Below are 16,316 nucleotides of genomic sequence, written 5' to 3' on the forward strand. Positions count from 1 at the left end.
TCGTGGGTCAGGCGGTGCGACGGCGCAGGGTGGCGATGCCCAGGACGACGGCGCCGACGATGAACACCGCGATGGCGCCGACGGCGCCCTGCACGTCCGCCCACTCGCCGCCGGCGGCGAGGGTCTGCATGGCCTCGACGGCGTAGGTGAGGGGGAAGACGCGCGAGAGCCACTCGAGCACCTCGGGCATCTGGTCGCGCGGCATGAGCAGCCCGCAGGTGATGAGCTGCGGGAAGATCACCGCGGGCATCATCTGCACGGCCTGGAACTCCGTGCGTGCGAGGGCGGAGGCGGCGAGGCCGAGGCAGCAGCCGAGGACGGCGTCGAGCATCCCCACGACCAGCACCAGCCACAGCGGGCCGAGCACGTCCATCCCGACGGCGAGCGCGAAGCCCACGACCACCAGCGACTGCAGCAGCGCGAGGGCGGCGAACGCGAGCGCGTAGCCCGCCACGAAGTCGCCCTTGCGCAGCGGCGTCGTCATGAGCCGCTCGAGCGTGCCGGACTGTCGCTCGCGCAGGGTCGCGACGCTCGTCACCAGGAACATCACGATGAGCGGGAAGAGCCCCACGAGCATCGGCCCGAACTGGTCGAGCACCGGGGTGCCGTCGAACATCCATGCGATGAGGCCGAGCAGCAGGCACGGCAGCACGAGGATGAGCGCGACGGTGCGGCGGTCGAAACGGAGCTGGGCCAGCACGCGGCCCGCGGTCGTGGCGGTGAGCGTCATCGGGAGCCCTCCTCGGACGTCGAGCCGGTCGTCGCGGCCTGCTGGTCGATCAGTGCGAGGAAGGCCCGCTCGGCGTCCGGGGCGCCCGTCGTGGCGAGCAGCTCGGCCGGCGTGGTGTCGGCGACGAGGGCGCCGTCGCGCAGCAGCAGGAGCCGGTCGCACTGCGTGGCCTCGTCCATGACGTGGCTGGAGACCAGCAGCGTGCGGCCCTCGCCCGCGAGGCGACGGAACATCGCCCACAGGTCGCGGCGCAGCACGGGGTCGAGGCCGACGGTGGGCTCGTCGAGCACGAGGACCTCGGGGTCGGCGACCAGCGCGGCCGCGAGGGAGACCCGGGAGCGCTCGCCGCCGGACAGCGTCCCGACGCGCTGCTTCTCGTGCCCGGCCAGGTCGACGACGGCCACGGCGCGCCGCACGGCGGCCTCCGCGCCGGCATGCGGCAGGCCCGCGAGCTGCGCGAAGTAGCGCAGGTTCTGCACCACGGTGAGGTCCGTGTACACGGAGGCGGCCTGGGTCACGTAGCCCACGCGACGGCGCAGGCCGGGCGAGCCGGCCGCCTCGCCGAGCACGGTCACCTCGCCCGTCACCCGCGCCTGGACGCCGACGACGGCGCGCAGCAGCGTCGTCTTGCCGGAGCCGGAGGGGCCGAGCAGGCCCACCACCTGACCGGCGTGCACCGCCACGTCCAGGCCGTCGATGATCGGCCGGCCGCCGCGCTCCACCCGCAGCGACCGGACCCGCACCGCGGCGTCATTATTCCCCATGTGAGGAATTCTGCTCCTCGCCGCCCCGTCCCGCAACGCCCTCGACGGTGGTGAGCGCGACCGGCAGGTCCCCCGTGAGGTAGCGCTGGACGGTCGGGCCGACGAGCGCGGCGACCCGCTCCGGCGGGAGGGACGCCAGCGGGTCGATGGGCACGAGGAACCGGGTCAGGAGCACGCCCGCCACCTGCGACGCGACGAGCGCCGTCCGCAGCCGCGCGTCGGCGACGTCGAGCCGCTGCACGATCGGCCCCAGGATCTCCGCGCCGAGGAACTGCGGCAGCAGGCCGCGCAGCCCCGGGTCGCTCATCACGGCGGGGATGACGAGCCGCACGGTGGTGCCGCCGTCCGCGTCCCACAGCTCCACGACGGCCCGCACGAGCCGCTCCCCCAGCCCGTCGACCGGTCCGTCGGCCGCCGCCCGGACGAGCGCCGCGGGGTCGACGGCCGCCAGGCCGAGCGAGGCGGTGAACAGGCGCGTCTTGTCGCCGAACCAGTGCCGCACCGTGCCCGGGTCGACGCCGGCACGCCGCGCGACCGAGCGGACCGACGCCGCCTCGTAGCCGCGCTCGAGGAACTCCGCACGCGCGCCGGCCAGCACGACGTCGCGCGTGTCCTGCCCCGCGGGCCGCCGTCCGCGACGTGCGGCGCCCGCCTCGTCGTCCGCCCGACCGCCGGTCACGAGCGCTCCCCCGTCGGACCCGGATCAGGCGTGCTCGGCCGCGAGCTCGCGGGACCGGTCGCGCGCCGCCTCGAGCGCGTCGAGGAACGCGGCGCGCACGCCGCCGTCGTCGAGCTTGCGCAGGGCGGCGACGGTGGTGCCGCCGGGCGAGGACACCTTCTCGCGCAGCAGCACGGGGTGCTCGCCCGTCTCGTCGAGCAGCTTCGCCGAGCCGAGCACGGTCTCGACGGCGAGCCGGCGCGCGACGTCGCGCGTGAGGCCGAGCAGCACGCCCGCCTCCGCCATCGCGTCGACCACGTAGAACACGTACGCCGGGCCCGAGCCGGCCAGCGCGCCGAACGCGTCGATGTCCTTCTCCGCCACGCGGAAGACGTGGCCCGAGCCGGCGAGCACCTGCTCGACGAGCGCGACGTCGTCCTCGCGGGCCGCCGTGCCGCCGACGACGGCGGTGACGCCCGCGCCCACCAGCGCGGGGGTGTTCGGCATGGCGCGCACGACGGGCGTGCCCGCGGGCAGCCGCTGCTCGAAGAAGGACAGCGGCAGGCCCGCCGCGACGCTCACGACGACGGCGCCCGGCTCGAGCGCGTCGGCGACGCGGTCGAGCATCGCGCCCACGTCCTTGGGCTTGACCCCGATGACGACGACGTGCGCGCCCTCGACCGCGGCGACGTTGTCCGTCGTCGCGCGGACGCCGAACCGCTCGGTGAGGTGCGTGCCGCGCTCGGGCCGGCGGGAGGTGGCCACCACGTCCTGCGGCGCGACCCCCGCAGACAGAGCGCCGGCCAGCACCGCCTCGCCCATGTTCCCCGTCCCGAGGAACGCCATCTTCACGCCGCCCACATGGGTGTTCTCGGGGGTACCGGCCTGCTCGTCAGTCTGCTCGCTCACGGGCACCACGGTACGTCGCCGCGGGGGACGGCGGACTACAACGGATAGGCGGAGTAGAAGTCCTCGACGACGTCCGCCGGGCCAGTGGCCTGCAGCACCGCGGTGCCGTTGCGCCAGGTCACGACGGCGGAGCCCTCGGTGGAGCCGGGCGTCACGACGTACGCGCCGGTGGCCTTGCCGTCGACGGACACCTCGCCCTCGCCGGTCGGCTCGCCCGCCGCCTTGACCAGCGCCCCGTACGCAGCGGTCGCCGCCTCGTCGTCCTCCCACTGGCCGGCGTGCACCTGGACCGTCGTCGCGCCCTCGCCCGCACCGTCCGCGTAGACGAGCTGCCAGGACTCGACCGCGTCCGCGTCGTCCTCCCAGGACTTGTCCTCCGTGACCTCGCGCAGCGCCAGCGCCAGCACCGAGTCCGGCTGCGCCTTGACGAACGCCGTCTGGTCCTTCGGGCGCCCGCTGGGCGAGATCGTCGGCGTCGGCACCGGCGCGGTCACCGTGGCCTGCGGCTCCGGCTCGCTCTTCGCGAAGCCGGGCCACACGAACGCCGTCAGCAGCACGACCACCAGCACCAGCGCACCCGCGGCCGACGCCACCACGATGCGCCGGCGCCGGAACACCTCGGGCGACGGGCGACCGTTCCCGCCCGTGCGTGCCTGGCTCACGATGTCCTCCTGCGGGGTCGGCGGCGGTGCAGGACGCAGCCTAGGGCGCGGCCCGCCGCATCGTCCGCGTCCGCCCGCCGCGTGTCGGTCGCCCGTGCGTGCCGGCCCGCCGCGCTCAGCGCAGCAGCAGCTCCACCTCAGGGTGGTCGGCGAAGACCTCCAGGACCAGCTCCGCGTACGTCTTGCCGCGCCCGGCCTCGAGGTCGTCCAGCCGCCCCTGGAACAGCGCGGTGTCGAAGCGTGGGTCCTCGACCTTCGCGCGATAGTGGTCGCGCGTGGCCGCGAAGCCCAGCGCTTCGCGCGAGCGGGCGAACCCGCGCCAGACGACGGTCACCCGGTCCGCGCCGTGCGCGGCGCCGAAGCCGCCGTGCAGCAGGTCGTCCAGGGCGTCGAGGCTCGGGCCGAGCCGCCAGCCCTCGCCCGCCATGAACACGCGGTTCAGCTCGTCGTAGAACGAGGCGATCGAGTGGACCCGGCCGCCGTCGAGGTGCAGCGTCACGTGCCCGGCGTCGTCGGGCGACCCGACGTCGTCGAACTCGGTGACCTCCGTGCGCCAGTACTCCGCGCCGTCGCGGGTGCGGTGCACGACGCCGAGGTCCACCAGCGCCCGGCGCACCCCGACCGGGTCGTCGGCGAGCCGCGCCAGCCGGTCGGTGAGCTCCCGCTCGCCGACCGTGTCGAGCAGCGCCGGCAGCGCGGCGTGCGCGAGCCAGCGGGCCACCGTGCGGCGGTGCTCCCGGCGCCGGGGCATCGTCTCCAGACGGCCGTCGTGCAGGAACCGGCTCACGTCCGGGCGCGCTGAGGACATGTCGCCATCATCGCGCGCGGCGCGCACGGGCCGCCGAGAGGCCGCTGTCGGTGCCGCCCCCTAGCGTCTGACGACGTGAGCACCACGACGTCGTCCCGCACCCGCGCCAAGCAGTCGCGCCCCGGCTACCGCTGCACCGAGTGCGGGTGGACCACGCCCAAGTGGGTGGGCCGGTGCGGCGAGTGCCAGGAGTGGGGCACGGTCACGGACGAGGGGCCGGCGTCGGCCGGGCCGCGCACGGTCGCCACCAGCCCCGGGCGCGCCCCGGCGCGGCCGATCGGGGACATCGACGTCGCGGCCGCGCAGGCGGCGCCCACCCAGGTGCCGGAGCTGGACCGCGTGCTCGGCGGCGGCCTCGTGCCGGGCGCCGTCGTGCTGCTGGCCGGCGAGCCCGGCGTCGGCAAGTCGACCCTGCTGCTCGACGTCGCGGCCTCCTACGCGCGCGGCGCGGACGGCCGCGACGCCCGGACCGTGCTGTACGTGACGGGTGAGGAGTCCGCCGGGCAGGTGCGGCTGCGCGCCGAGCGGGTCGGCGCGCTCGCTCCCACGCTGCTGCTCGCCGCCGAGACCGACCTCGGCACCGTGCTGGGCCACGTCGAGGCCAACGAGCCCGACCTGCTGGTCGTCGACTCCGTGCAGACCATCGCGTCCGCCGAGGTGGACGGCGCCCCCGGCGGCGTGAGCCAGGTGCGTGAGGTGGCGGCGTCGCTCATCGCCGTCGCCAAGTCGCGGCAGGTGCCCGTCCTGCTGGTCGGGCACGTCACCAAGGACGGCACGGTCGCGGGGCCGCGCACCCTGGAGCACCTGGTCGACGTCGTGTGCCAGTTCGAGGGCGACCGGCACTCGCGGCTGCGCATGGTCCGGGCCGTGAAGAACCGGTACGGCCCCACCGACGAGGTGGGCTGCTTCGAGCTGTCCGAGCGGGGCATCATCGGGCTCAGCGACCCGAGCGGGCTGTTCCTCTCCCACCTCGGCGCGGGCGTGCCCGGCACGTGCGTCACCGTGACGCTCGAGGGCCGCCGCCCGCTCGCCCTGGAGCTGCAGTCGCTCGTCGCCCCGTCGCCGCTCGCCAACCCGCGGCGCACGACGAGCGGCGTGGAGTCGTCACGGCTGGCGATGATCCTCGCCGTCCTGCACCGGCACGCGGGCCTGCGCCTCGCCGACCAGGACGTCTACGTCTCCACCATCGGCGGCGCCCGCGTCACCGAGCCCGCCGCCGACCTCGCCACGGCCCTCGCGATCGTCTCCGCGCGCACCGGCGAGCCGCTGCCCACCGGTACCGTCGCGGTCGGCGAGGTCGGCCTCGCGGGCGACATCCGGCCCGTCACCGGGCTGGACCGTCGCGTCGGGGAGGCCGCCCGCCTGGGCTTCGTGCGCGCCGTCGTCCCCGCCGGGACGTCGGTCAAGGCGCCCGCCGGGATGCAGCTGCTCGAGGCCCGGCACCTCGCCGAGGCGGTCGAGCTCGCCGGGGTCGGCGTCCGATCGGCGGATCGCCGGGGCGAGTGACCCCTGACGTCGTAGGATTCCCCCGTGGCTCCCTCCTCCGTGCACTCCGATGCCCTGCTCAGGGAGACCCTCGCCGCGGTCGCCCCCGGCACCGAGCTGCGCGACGGGTTGGAACGCATCCTGCGCGGGCGCACCGGCGCGCTCATCGTGCTCGGACTCGACAAGACCGTCGAGCAGATGTGCTCCGGCGGCTTCGAGCTGGACGTCCAGTTCTCCGCCACCCGGCTGCGCGAGCTGTCGAAGATGGACGGCGCGTGCGTCCTCGACCACGACGCCACCCGCATCCGTCGTGCCGCCGTGCAGCTCCTGCCCGACCCGTCGATCGAGACCAGCGAGTCCGGCACCCGCCACCGCACCGCGGAGCGCGTGGCCAAGCAGTCCGGCCTGCCCGTGATCTCGGTCAGCCAGTCGATGCGGATCATCGCGATCTACGTCGGGTCGCACCGGCACGTGCTGGAGGACCCGGACACCATCCTCGGCCGCGCCAACCAGGCCCTCGCCACCCTCGAGCGGTACCGCTCCCGCCTCGACGAGGTGTCCGGCACGCTCTCCGCGCTGGAGATCGAGGACCTCGTCACCGTGCGCGACGTGTGCTCCGTCGTCCAGCGCCTCGAGATGGTGCGCCGGATCTCCGAGGAGATCGACGGGTACGTCGTCGAGCTCGGCGCCGACGGCCGCCTCCTCGCCCTGCAGCTCGACGAGCTCATCGGCGGCATCGGCGCCGACCGCGACTTCGTCGTGCGGGACTACGTGGAGCTCGAGCGCAGCGGCCGCTCGCTCGCCAGCGTGCACGCCGACCTCGCCGCCCTCGACTCCGCGCAGCTGCTCGACCTCGGCCACATCGGCCGTGTCCTGGAGCTGCCCGGCGGCGGGGTGGCGCTCGACGCCGCCGTCGCGCCCCACGGCTACCGCCTGCTGTCCAAGGTGCCGCGCCTGCCCGCCGCCATCATCGAACGACTGGTCGGGCACTTCGGCGGGCTGCAGAAGCTCCTCGCGGCGAGCGTCGACGACCTCATGGCCGTCGACGGCGTCGGCGAGCAGCGTGCCCGCGCCGTGCGCGAGGGCCTGTCCCGCCTCGCCGAGTCCAGCATCCTGGAGCGCTACGTCTGACGGTTCCGGGGCATCGGACCCGCACGGTCGACCTCACCCCCGCAGCGCCAGGCTCCATGCGACCTCCCGGTCGAGCTGACCGGTCCGACGGAACAGCCGCACCTGCTGCGCCTCGGGCAGTGCCGCGGCGAGGGCGTCCGTCGTCGAGCGGGTGAAGCCGAGCCGCTGCCAGAACGCCCCCGACCGGCGTGAGAACAGCCACGCCGTGGCCGCCCCGGACTCCCGGGCCCGGTCGACGGCGAACGTCGCGGCCGCGAGGCCCGCACCCCGCCCGCGCAGGTCGGGCCGCACGGCGGTGCTGCGGATCAGCGCGTGCCGGCCGTCCGCGCTGAGCTCGTAGCCCGCGCTCGCCGCGATCCCCGCGTCGTCACGCCGGGTCCACAGGCGCACGGCCGGCGCGTCCAGGCCCGCCACCGTGAGGTCGGCGCCGCGGAGGAATTCGGTCAGGTCCGGGACGTCGCCGGGGCGCACGGGTTCGACCACCCCGGCACGCTACGCCGGAGACCCCGAGCCGGGCCCGCCGGTCCACGGGCCGGCCCGGGCCCGGGACCCGCTCACTCGGTCGCGTCCTTCTCCTCAGCGGTGGCCTCGCGGTCGGCGGCGCGGTCCGCGGCGTCCTTGGCGTCGCCGGTCGCGCCGTCCGACCTGTCGCCCTCGGCGTCGGCCTTCGCGTCGTCGCCGGACTTCGCGTCGCCCTTCGACGTCTCCCCCTGCGACTCGTCGTCCGTCGCGGCGTCGTCTGCCGCGCCCTTCGCCTCGTCGCGCGACGTCGCGTCCTTGGTGCCGTCGTCCGACGTCGGGGCGGTCTTCGCCTCGGCCTTCGCCGCGACGGTGATCGTCAGCGGCTCGCTGGTGGCGCCCGGGACGTCCTCCAGCGACGCGGTCGCCTCGTAGGTGCCCGCCCCGACGACCGGCGCCTTCTTCGCGCAGCCCTGGACGGACTTCCAGTGCACCTCGCCGGCGTCGACGCCGTCGGGCCCGAGCAGCAGCGGTCGTGACCCGTCGGAGCAGTCCGCGGACGACCAGACCTCCTCCTTGCCCGACTCGTCGGTGATCGTCACCGCGCGGCTGGCGGCGGCGCCGTCGAACAGGCACGGCACCCGCCCCACGTTGGTGACCCGCACCATGAAGGACATCGGGGACCCCGCCGTCACCGTCGGCGCGCTCGACGAGAGCCGCAGCTCGACGTCGTCCGCGCGACACGTGGTGGCCGGACCACCCAGCCTCAGCGGCTCGGGGGCCGCGACCTTGTCGGCGGGGAGGCTCTCCGGCCCCGCGAGCAGGCTCCGCGCGCCGTCGACCGCCTGCCCCAGGCCGTAGCCGCCGACGACGCCCACCGCGCACAGCAGCACCACGACCAGCATCGAGACGATCAGCGACCGACGGCCGCGGCGCGGCGCCGGCTTCCGCGGCCGGGGGCTCGTCGTCCGGCGGGACGACGCCGAGCGCGAGCCCGCGCGCGACCCGCCCGGGGCGACCAGCTGCGACGCGGTGGCGACGCGGCGGTCGCCCCGGCGAGCTCCCGCCGAGCGGGACGACGTCGCCCGCGAGCCCGAGGAGCGCGAGCCCGAGGAACGCGACGTCGAGGAACGCGACGTCGAGGAACGTGTGCTCGAAGAACGCGCGGCCGACGAGCGGGCAGCCGAGCCGCCGGCGCCGGAGGACCGACCGGACGACGTCGCGCCGCCCCGTGCGGAGCCGCCGCGCGAGCCACCCTGGGCCGCGCCCTTCGCGCTGGCCCGGCCGGCGGCGCCCTTCGGGGTGCTCTTCGCCACCTTCTTCGGCGCGCCCTGGGCGCCGCCCGACGTCGTCCTGCGCGTGCCGCCGCCGGACCGTCCCGTGCCCGCGGAGCCGGACCGACCCGCACCGGAGCGCGCGCCGGAACCACGCGAGGTGCCGCCACCTCGACGCCCGTCCTCCGCACGTGCCACGGGCCACCCCTCCGTCTCGATCCGTGCCGCGGCGCCACCGTACGACGCACGCCCCCACCTGCGGCGGAGCCGCGCCGCGTCGCCCAGCACCCGCCGAGTTGTCAGGCTCACAGCGGGGTACACCCCGCCGTGGGTCTGACGACTCGTGGGTGAGAATGGGCGCCGTGCCCGTCGTCCCCGCCCCGCTCCGCCCGACGCCGTCCGTCCCGGACACCACGGACCCGCTCGTCGGGCGCACGGTCGCCTGGTTCGACGACGCCGCCCGGGACCTGCCGTGGCGGCGCCCGGACCGGACCCCGTGGGGCGTGCTCGTCAGCGAGGTGATGCTGCAGCAGACGCCGGTGGTCCGGGTCGAGCCGGTGTGGCGCGCGTGGCTGGAGCGGTGGCCGACGCCCGCCGACCTCGCCTCGGCGCCCACGGCGGACGTGCTGCGCGCGTGGGACCGCCTCGGCTACCCGCGCCGCGCGCTGCGCCTGCAGCAGTGCGCGGCCGCGATCGTCGAGCGGCACGACGGCGAGGTCCCCGACGACGAGGACGCGCTGCGCGCCCTGCCCGGGATCGGCGAGTACACCGCGGCAGCCGTGCGCGCGTTCGCGTTCGGACGCCGCTCCGTCGTCGTCGACACCAACGTGCGCCGCGTCCTGGCCCGCACGCTGGGCGGCACCGCGCTCGGCGCGCCCTCCCCCACGGCCGCGGAGCGCGAGCTCGCCGCGGGCGTCGCGCCCGACGACGACGCGACCGCCGCGCGCTGGGCGGCCGCGTCGATGGAGCTCGGCGCCGTCGTGTGCACCGCGCGGGCGCCGCGCTGCGGGGCCTGTCCCGTCGCCGACCTGTGCGCCTGGCGCGCCGCCGGCCACCCGCCCGACGCGCACGCCCACCGCCGTCGCACCCAGGCCTGGCACGGCACCGACCGCCAGGTGCGCGGCCGCGTCATGGCCGCGCTGCGCGCCGCCGTCGAGCCCGTGCCCCGCTCCCTGCTCGCCGACTCCGGCCCCGACCAGGGCCAGGTCGACCGCTGTCTCGGCGGACTGGTCGAGGACGGGCTCGTCGAGCAGGACGACGCCGGCCGCTACCACCTGCCCGCCTAGTCCCACGTCGTGGGCGGGTCAGAGCTCGAGCAGCATCCGCGTGTTGCCGAGCGTGTTGGGCTTCACGCGCGCCAGGTCCAGGAACTCGGCGACGCCGTCGTCGTGGGAGCGCAGCAGCTCGGCGTACACCTCGGCGTCGACGGGCGTGCCGTCGATCTCACGGAACCCGTGCGTGCGGAAGAAGCCCACCTCGAACGTCAGGCAGAACACCCGGCGCAGCCCGAGGCGGCGCGCCCGGTCGACGAGGCCCTCGACGAGGGCGTGCCCGACGCCGCGGCCGCGCCACGCCGGATCGGCGGCGAGGGTGCGCACCTCCGCGAGGTCGTCCCACATGACGTGCAGCGCGCCGCACCCCACGACGCCCCCGTCGACGTCGGCGGCCACGAGGAACTCCTGCACGGCCTCGTAGTAGCCGACCATCTCCTTGGCCAGGAGGATGCGGCGCTCGGCGTACGGCTCCACGAGGCGGCGCACGGCACGCATGTCGGCCGGCATCGCAGAACGGACGGCGAACGACGCGCCGTGGTCCTGGGGCCGGCGGTCCGCGGGCGGTTCCGGAAGCACGCCGTCACTCTACGAGCGTGATCCCCGTGCGGCGCGCGCGTCCCGGTGCACGGACGTTCACGGTTCCTCCACGAGAGCGGCGGCCGTGACCTCGTCGATCACGAGGTCGGTCACGACGCCGGCCGCGAGCGCCGCCCGCAAGGGCGCCACCTTGTTGTCGCCCGCGACGGCGCACAGCCGCCGCGGGATGCGTCGCAGCTCGGCGGGCGCGGGCCCGGTGGCGCGGGCGTTGAGGGAGATGTCGCGGTAGGTGCCGTCGGCGCGCACGAAGACGGTGCAGACGTCGCCCACGACCCCCTCGGCGTCCAGCACGGCCACGTCGTCGGGATCCAGGTACCCGGCGGAGTACACGTGCGAGGGCACGCCCCCGGTGAGGGCCCCCACGGAGAACAGCGCGATGTCGGCGCGGCCCTGGACGTCGAGCACGCGGCGCACCGACCGCTCCCGCCACATCGCGGCCTTGGTGTCGGCGAAGTCGAAGAACGCCGGCACGGGGAAGTAGTGGACGGACGCGTCGAAGGCCGTGCCGAACCCCGAGATCAGGTCGCCCGCGTAGCTCATCCCCGAGGTGCGGGTGTTGGCGGCGCCGTTGAGCTGCACGACGGCGGACCCGCGGGTCGGCTTGTGGGGCAGGTGCTCCGTGATCGCGGCGAGGGTGGTGCCCCACGCCACACCGAGCACCATGTCGGAGTCGAACCAGCGCGCCAGGAGCCGCGCGGTGGTGATGGACACCTGCTGCAGGCGGTCGTCGTCGGTGGCGGAGTCCGAGACGGGCACCACGTACGCGTCGATGCCGTGCCGCTCGGCGATCTCCTGGCCGAGTCCGGGCGCGCGCGACGGGCCGGGTCGCAGCGTGATCTCGACGACGCCCGTGTCCCGCGCGCGCTTGATCAGCCGGGAGACGGTGGAGCGGGACGTGCGCAGGTGCCGCGCGATCGTCTCCATCTTCATGTCCTGGAGGTAGTACATCGTCGCGGCCATGACCACGTCGCGTTCCCGGTAGCTCGCCATACCTCCATGATGCCCTTTTGCACGTTTGTGCACCCAGGTTGCGCGGACGTGCTGGCGGTGCTGCTCTGGGAGCGTCGTCCCGATCGGAAGGAACCACGATGGCCTCCACCCGGCTCACAGCCGAGTCACGCACCCAGGCCCTCGCCGCACTCAAGGGCTCGCAGACCCCCAGCGGCGAGCTCGACGTGCTCGTCGTCGGCGGCGGGGTCACCGGCGCCGGCATCGCGCTCGACGCCGCCACCCGCGGCCTGTCGACCGCGATCGTCGAGGCGCAGGACTGGGCGTCGGGCACGTCCAGCCGCAGCAGCAAGCTCGTGCACGGCGGGCTGCGCTACCTGCAGATGCTCGACTTCCACCTCGTCAAGGAGGCGCTCACCGAGCGCGACCTCCTGCTCAAGGACATCGCCCCGCACCTCGTCAAGCCCGTGCCCTTCCTGTACCCGCTGGAGCACCGGCTGTGGGAGCGCGCGTACGTGGGCGCCGGCATCGCGCTCTACGACACGCTCGCGTCCCTCGCCCCGGGGCGTCGGGCCATGCCGCTGCACCGGCACCTGTCGCGCCGGCGGATGTCCACGAAGTTCCCCGACCTCGCGCACGACGCCGCCATCGGCGCCGTGCAGTACTGGGACGCGTCGGTCGACGACGCCCGGCTCGTGTCCACGCTCGTGCGCACCGCCGTCAGCTACGGTGCGCACGCGGCGTCCCGCACCCAGGTCGTGGCGCTCACCAAGGGCGCCACCGGCGCGGTGAACGGCGCCGTCCTCACGGACCTCGAGAGCGGCGAGGAGATCACGGTCCGCGCCCGGCACGTCATCAACGCCACCGGCGTGTGGACGGAGGACACCGAGGCGCTCGCCGGCGACACCGGCGGCCTGCGGGTGCTGGCCTCCAAGGGCGTGCACATCGTCGTCCCGCGCGAGCGGATCAAGGGCACCGTCGGCCTGATCCTGCAGACCGAGAAGTCGGTGCTGTTCGTCATCCCGTGGTCGCGCTACTGGGTGGTCGGCACGACGGACACCCCGTGGAACCAGGACCCGACCCACCCGGTCGCCACCGCGCAGGACATCGACTACATCCTCGACCACGCGAACGCGGTGCTGGCCCACCCCCTGTCCCGCGACGACATCATCGGCACGTACGCCGGCCTGCGCCCGCTGCTGCAGCCCGGCACCAAGGAGGGCACCAGCTCCGCCAAGGTGTCGCGCGAGCACACCGTCGCCAGCCCGGTGCCCGGACTCACCGTCATCGCCGGCGGCAAGCTCACGACCTACCGCGTGATGGCGAAGGACGCCGTGGACTTCGCCATCGGCCAGCGCGCCGCCGCGCTGCCGTCGATCACGCACCAGATCCCGCTGCTGGGCGCCGTCGGCCTGCAGGCCACGCGTCGCCTCGCCCGCACCTGGGCGGCGAAGTACGGGTGGAAGCCGCAGATGGTCGACCACCTGCTGCACCGCTACGGCTCGTCGCTGCGCCAGCTCGTCGACCTGTGCGAGCAGGACCCGTCGATGGCCCGTCCGCTCGAGCACGCCCCCGCGTACCTGCGCGCCGAGATCCACTTCGGCGTCAGCCACGAGGGCGCGCTGCACCTCGAGGACCTGCTGCTGCACCGCACCCGCCTCGTCTACGAGGTCCTGGACCGCGGCCTGGCAGCGCTGCCCGAGATCGCCGACATCGCGGCACCCCTGCTCGGCTGGGACGACGCGACCAAGCAGGCCGAGATCGACGCCTACACCGCCCGCGCCCAGGCCGAGGACGCGGCGGAGCACGAGCCCGACGACGCCACCGCGGAGGCCGTACGCCTCCGCGCCACCGACGTCGCCGCCATGCAGCCCCTGCGGGGCTGATCCCACGCTGCCCGGACGTCCGGCCAGCATCCCGCAGGGCACCGCCCGTCGCGGGCTCTCTCCGACCCCGGAGAGGACAACGAGGTCCCACAAGAGAAAGAGATCCGACGATGGACTCATTGATCATGCAGGCGTTCTGGTCCGAGATCCTCGGGACCGCGACGCTGATCCTGCTCGGTGCCGGAGTGGTCGCCAACGTCATCCTGCCCAGGACCAAGGGCTTTGACGGCGGCTGGCTGCTGATCAACTTCGGGTGGGGCCTCGCGGTCTTCGCGGGTGTGTTCACCGCCTACAAGTCGGGCGCGCACCTCAACCCGGCCGTGACGATCGGGCTCTACTCGGCGCAGTTGCCGTTCGCGACGCTCACCGGGCCCGAGGGGCGGGTCACCGCCACCATCGAACCCACCGTGAGCAACATGTTCATCTACTTCGCGGCGGAGATGATCGGCGCCATCATCGGCGCGGTGCTGGCCTACATCGTGTACAAGAAGCACTTCGACCAGGAGGCGCCCGGCGCCACCAAGCTCGCGGTGTTCTCGACCGGGCCGGAGCTGCGCTCCTACGGCTGGAACTTCATCACCGAGGTCATCGCGACCTTCGTGCTCGTGTTCTTCGTCGTCATCTCGGGCAAGACGCCGTCCGGGCTCGGGCCGCTCGCCGTCGCGCTCATCGTGGTCGGCATCGGCGCCAGCCTCGGTGGCCCGACCGGGTACGCCATCAACCCCGCCCGAGACCTCGGGCCCCGCATCGCGCACGCGCTCCTGCCCATCAAGGGCAAGGGGTCCAGCGACTGGGCGTACTCCTGGGTGCCCGTCGCCGGCCCGCTCGTGGGCGGCGTGCTCGCCGGCCTCCTCGGTTCCGTCTACTCCTGATCCACCCCGCCGGCCGGGCCCCACGGCCCGGCCGGCACCCCGCACCACCCACACCGACGTGAAGGGCAACCCCCATGGCTGACTACGTCCTCGCCATCGACCAGGGCACGACGAGCTCGCGTGCCATCGTCTTCGACCACTCCGGCCGGATCGTCTCCACCGGCCAGCTCGAGCACGACCAGATCTTCCCCAAGGCGGGTTGGGTCGAGCACAACGCCGAGCAGATCTGGAGCAACGTGCGCGAGGTCGTCGGGCTGGCGCTCACGCGCGGCAACCTGGCGCACACCGACCTCGCCGCCATCGGCATCACCAACCAGCGCGAGACCGCCGTCGTGTGGGACAAGAACACCGGCAAGCCGGTGTACAACGCGATCGTGTGGCAGGACACCCGCACGCAGGCGATCGTCGACGAGCTCGGCGGCTCCGAGGGCGCCGACAAGTACAAGTCGATCGTCGGCCTGCCGCTGGCGACCTACTTCTCCGGCCCCAAGGTGAAGTGGATCCTCGACAACGTCGAGGGCGCGCGCGAGGCCGCCGAGAAGGGCGACCTCCTGTTCGGCAACACCGACACCTGGGTGCTGTGGAACATGACCGGCGGGCCGGACGGCGGCGTGCACGTCACCGACGTCACCAACGCGTCGCGCACCATGCTCATGGACCTCGACACCCTGAGCTGGCGCGAGGACATCGCCGCCGACATGGGCATCCCGCTGTCGATGCTGCCCGAGATCCGCTCCTCCTCCGAGGTGTACGGGCAGGGCCGCCCCCGCGGCCTCGTGCCCGGCGTGCCGATCGCCGGCATCCTCGGCGACCAGCAGGCGGCCACGTTCGGCCAGGCGTGCTTCGAGACCGGTACCGCGAAGAACACCTACGGCACCGGCAACTTCATGCTCCTCAACACGGGCACGGAGAAGGTGCCGAGCAAGAACGGCCTGCTCACCACCGTCTGCTACAAGATCGGCGACGCCCCCCAGGTGTACGCCCTCGAGGGATCCATCGCCGTCACCGGCTCCCTCATCCAGTGGCTGCGGGACAACCTCGGCATGTTCGAGGACGCCCCCGACGTCGAGTGGCTGGCCCGCAAGGTCGAGGACAACGGCGGCGCGTACTTCGTGCCCGCGTTCTCCGGCCTGTTCGCCCCGTACTGGCGCCCCGACGCCCGCGGCGCGCTCGTCGGGCTCACGCGGTACGTCAACCGCAACCACATCGCCCGCGCGGCGCTCGAGGCCGTGGCGTTCCAGACCCGCGAGGTCGTCGACGCCATGAGGAAGGACTCCGGCGTCGACCTCACCGAGCTCAAGGTCGACGGCGGCATGGTCCAGAACGAGCTGCTCATGCAGTTCCAGGCCGACCAGCTCGGCGTCGACGTCGTGCGGCCCAAGGTCGCCGAGACGACGGCGCTCGGCGCCGCCTACGCCGCCGGCATCGCCGTCGGGTTCTGGAAGGGCGAGGAGGACGTCACCGCGAACTGGGCGGAGGACAAGCGCTGGTCGCCGGCCATGGCCGAGGACGAGCGCGAGCGGCTCTACCGCTCGTGGAAGAAGGCGGTCACGAAGACGTTCGACTGGGTTGATGCTGACGTGCAGTAGTCGCACTTGAGCCCGCGGCGGGGAGGAACGTCGTGCGGGCGGTCGCGTTCACGGGCGCCAGGGCGCCCTCCACTTCGGGACGTCTACGACCGCCCGCACGACGTTCCTCCCCGCCGCTCTGCGTTCGGACTACGGCGCGTGGTGGGTTCTCTGGTGCTGTGACCCGCGCGTGGACTGCCGGCGCGCCCAAGGCGGGCATGGTCAGCGGCGGATCCCGATCCGGCGGGCGACGCGCGAGCATCCGGCGATGCGCCTAGCGTCGCGGGGTGC

At 74.4% G+C, this 16,316-nt stretch carries 17 protein-coding genes; 7 read left to right on the forward strand and 10 right to left on the reverse strand.

The window, feature by feature from the left end; all coding sequences use genetic code 11:
* Positions 1-7 precede the first annotated feature (7 nt).
* The 6 genes from ACQP6G_RS13735 to ACQP6G_RS13760 all read right to left on the reverse strand — a co-directional run bounded on the left by ACQP6G_RS13735 (position 8) and on the right by ACQP6G_RS13760 (position 4,531).
* Positions 8-730, reverse strand: a complete 723-nt coding sequence (locus tag ACQP6G_RS13735; RefSeq protein WP_429764977.1) for an ABC transporter permease — start codon at positions 728-730, stop codon at positions 8-10.
* Entirely contained in the window at positions 727-1,494 is a 768-nt protein-coding gene (locus ACQP6G_RS13740) for an ABC transporter ATP-binding protein (RefSeq protein WP_429764979.1), read from the reverse strand. The genes ACQP6G_RS13735 and ACQP6G_RS13740 overlap by 4 nt, the downstream gene beginning before the upstream one ends.
* The gene (locus ACQP6G_RS13745) at positions 1,484-2,173 is read right to left on the reverse strand and encodes a TetR/AcrR family transcriptional regulator (protein ID WP_429764980.1); all 690 of its coding nucleotides are present in this window, start codon (positions 2,171-2,173) and stop codon (positions 1,484-1,486) included. Before ACQP6G_RS13745 ends, ACQP6G_RS13740 begins: the two co-directional genes overlap by 11 nt.
* Before the next feature lie 24 nt (positions 2,174-2,197).
* Entirely contained in the window at positions 2,198-2,998 is an 801-nt protein-coding gene (gene proC, locus ACQP6G_RS13750) for a pyrroline-5-carboxylate reductase (protein ID WP_429765198.1), read from the reverse strand.
* A 98-nt stretch (positions 2,999-3,096) separates the two neighbouring features.
* Positions 3,097-3,723 (reverse strand): hypothetical protein, encoded by a 627-nt coding sequence (locus tag ACQP6G_RS13755; protein WP_429764982.1) that lies wholly within the window; start codon positions 3,721-3,723, stop codon positions 3,097-3,099.
* A gap of 115 nt (positions 3,724-3,838) precedes the next feature.
* Positions 3,839-4,531: a DUF2087 domain-containing protein gene (locus ACQP6G_RS13760; protein WP_429764984.1), complete on the reverse strand. Its 693-nt coding sequence runs from the start codon at positions 4,529-4,531 to the stop codon at positions 3,839-3,841.
* A gap of 75 nt (positions 4,532-4,606) precedes the next feature.
* On the opposite strand from ACQP6G_RS13760, the gene radA reads away from it, so the two are divergent.
* Both radA and disA read left to right on the forward strand, forming a co-directional pair.
* Positions 4,607-6,037, forward strand: a complete 1,431-nt coding sequence (gene radA / locus ACQP6G_RS13765; RefSeq protein WP_429764985.1) for a DNA repair protein RadA — start codon at positions 4,607-4,609, stop codon at positions 6,035-6,037.
* Positions 6,038-6,061: 24 nt separating this feature from the next.
* Entirely contained in the window at positions 6,062-7,147 is a 1,086-nt protein-coding gene (disA, locus tag ACQP6G_RS13770; RefSeq protein WP_429764986.1) for a DNA integrity scanning diadenylate cyclase DisA, read from the forward strand.
* Positions 7,148-7,180: 33 nt separating this feature from the next.
* On the opposite strand, the gene ACQP6G_RS13775 is transcribed toward disA, so the two are convergent.
* Together ACQP6G_RS13775 and ACQP6G_RS13780 are read right to left on the reverse strand one after the other, a co-directional pair.
* A complete protein-coding gene (locus ACQP6G_RS13775; RefSeq protein WP_429764988.1) occupies positions 7,181-7,630 on the reverse strand; it encodes a GNAT family N-acetyltransferase in 450 nt (149 codons plus the stop codon).
* 71 nt (positions 7,631-7,701) lie between these two features.
* The gene (locus ACQP6G_RS13780; protein ID WP_429764990.1) at positions 7,702-8,511 is read right to left on the reverse strand and encodes a hypothetical protein; all 810 of its coding nucleotides are present in this window, start codon (positions 8,509-8,511) and stop codon (positions 7,702-7,704) included.
* Between the two features lie 127 nt (positions 8,512-8,638).
* Here ACQP6G_RS13780 and ACQP6G_RS13785 point away from each other — a divergent pair, with 127 nt between their 5' ends.
* Together ACQP6G_RS13785 and ACQP6G_RS13790 are read left to right on the forward strand one after the other, a co-directional pair.
* Positions 8,639-9,217, forward strand: a complete 579-nt coding sequence (locus ACQP6G_RS13785) for a hypothetical protein (protein ID WP_429764992.1) — start codon at positions 8,639-8,641, stop codon at positions 9,215-9,217.
* Positions 9,218-9,233: 16 nt separating this feature from the next.
* The gene (locus ACQP6G_RS13790; RefSeq protein WP_429765200.1) at positions 9,234-10,166 is read left to right on the forward strand and encodes an HhH-GPD family protein; all 933 of its coding nucleotides are present in this window, start codon (positions 9,234-9,236) and stop codon (positions 10,164-10,166) included.
* Between the two features lie 18 nt (positions 10,167-10,184).
* On the opposite strand, the gene ACQP6G_RS13795 is transcribed toward ACQP6G_RS13790, so the two are convergent.
* The gene (locus ACQP6G_RS13795; protein ID WP_429764994.1) at positions 10,185-10,730 is read right to left on the reverse strand and encodes an amino-acid N-acetyltransferase; all 546 of its coding nucleotides are present in this window, start codon (positions 10,728-10,730) and stop codon (positions 10,185-10,187) included.
* Between the two features lie 57 nt (positions 10,731-10,787).
* Positions 10,788-11,741 (reverse strand): sugar-binding transcriptional regulator, encoded by a 954-nt coding sequence (locus ACQP6G_RS13800; RefSeq protein ID WP_429764995.1) that lies wholly within the window; start codon positions 11,739-11,741, stop codon positions 10,788-10,790.
* Positions 11,742-11,839: 98 nt separating this feature from the next.
* Here ACQP6G_RS13800 and ACQP6G_RS13805 point away from each other — a divergent pair, with 98 nt between their 5' ends.
* The 3 genes from ACQP6G_RS13805 (at position 11,840) to glpK (ending at position 16,046) form a co-directional block, all read left to right on the forward strand.
* On the forward strand, positions 11,840-13,585 hold the full coding sequence (locus tag ACQP6G_RS13805) for a glycerol-3-phosphate dehydrogenase/oxidase (RefSeq protein WP_429764997.1): 1,746 nt from the start codon (positions 11,840-11,842) through the stop codon (positions 13,583-13,585).
* A 110-nt stretch (positions 13,586-13,695) separates the two neighbouring features.
* Complete coding sequence (locus ACQP6G_RS13810) at positions 13,696-14,457, forward strand: MIP/aquaporin family protein (RefSeq protein ID WP_429764999.1); 762 nt, start codon at positions 13,696-13,698, stop codon at positions 14,455-14,457.
* A gap of 74 nt (positions 14,458-14,531) precedes the next feature.
* Entirely contained in the window at positions 14,532-16,046 is a 1,515-nt protein-coding gene (gene glpK, locus ACQP6G_RS13815; RefSeq protein WP_429765000.1) for a glycerol kinase GlpK, read from the forward strand.
* Positions 16,047-16,316 lie beyond the last annotated feature (270 nt).

The sequence above is a fragment of the Isoptericola nanjingensis genome (assembly GCF_050311635.1).
GTDB classification, from domain to species: domain Bacteria; phylum Actinomycetota; class Actinomycetes; order Actinomycetales; family Cellulomonadaceae; genus Isoptericola; species Isoptericola nanjingensis.